General features: G+C 60.5%; 3 protein-coding genes. All 3 read left to right on the forward strand.

All coding sequences use genetic code 11. The features are described 5' to 3' along the window. Positions 1–538: DapH/DapD/GlmU-related protein (locus VF202_13480; protein HEX7041124.1), on the forward strand; the 538-nt coding region annotated here is incomplete at its 5' end. A gap of 11 nt (positions 539–549) precedes the next feature. Continuing rightward, positions 550–795: a hypothetical protein gene (locus VF202_13485; GenBank protein ID HEX7041125.1), complete on the forward strand. Its 246-nt coding sequence runs from the start codon at positions 550–552 to the stop codon at positions 793–795. After that, positions 792–1158 (forward strand): hypothetical protein (locus VF202_13490; protein HEX7041126.1); only part of this gene is annotated, 367 nt, incomplete at its 3' end. The genes VF202_13485 and VF202_13490, both read left to right, overlap by 4 nt.

Genomic DNA, 1158 nt, shown 5'->3' on the forward strand with positions numbered 1-1158 from the left:
CGCGCGGATCGGCGACGATGTGCAGATCGGCGACTATGCGCAGATCGGCATCGGCGCGCGGATCGGCGATGATGCGCAGATCGGCGACGATGCGCAGATCGGCGACGGCGCGCAGATCGGCAGCTACGCGTGGATCGGCAGCTACGCGCGGATCGGCGACGATGCGCAGATCGGCATCGGCGCGCATATCGGCGACGGCGCGCGGATCGGCGACGATGCGCAGATCGGCGACGATGCGCAGATCGGCAACGGCGCGCAGATCGGCAACGGCACGTGGCTCGGCGACGATGCGCATATCGGCAACGGCGCGCGGATCGGCGACGGCGCACGATTTGTGCTGAACCTGGGCGCGGACCTACGCGGCTACACGCTGCACGCCTACGCCGTAGATGGAGTGTTGCGTATCACCGGCGACGGCGCAGACATCGCGCTGCCTGAAGCGCGGGAGTATTGGGCGGACAATCCATGGATGCTGGCCGCGTGCGACTACGCGGAACGACTGTACGCTATCGCGACTGCTAAGCCGCACGACTGCTGAGCCGCGCACGTATGGAAATCATTACCGTCACCCTGCCGGCCCATTGGGCGTCGGGGCTCATCAACGGCGATTGGAGCGGGCTGGAATACGCCGCCCCGGATGAAGCGGCCAAGGCGAAAGCCTGGCAGATGAATTCTGGGTTGAATGTTCTCTCGTGCGGCGAACAGCAGTTCATTTCGCGGTTCGATGGTCTCCTGACAGAGTGTCTTGAGTACTACTGCACGTCGAGCACGTCACAACAGGAGAGTAGGATATGAAAACTCTAGCGTATGAACTGGCGGCCCTGGTACTTGCCATTCGGAACTGCGAGAAAAGCGGTAATTTGGACTGGAAAGAGCAGCATAAGGACCGCTTGTTTGAACTGTGCAGGTCACACCTTCCGCGCGGCGCGGGCTTGGACGGCTCGACTTTTATCCTCCTGGATCGTTGCACGGACAGTAAGCTTGTGTTCCGCACGTCTTTTCATCACATGAACGATGCGGGCATGTATGACGGTTGGACAGATCACATTGTTACTGTGCATGCGTCATTCTTCGAGCCGCGAGTGACTGTGAGCGGACCGAACAAGAACGAGGTTAAGGACGATATTGCACAACGGTTCTTGTGGACACTCATGACAG

This window comes from Trueperaceae bacterium, assembly GCA_036381035.1.
Classification (GTDB): domain Bacteria; phylum Deinococcota; class Deinococci; order Deinococcales; family Trueperaceae; genus DASRWD01.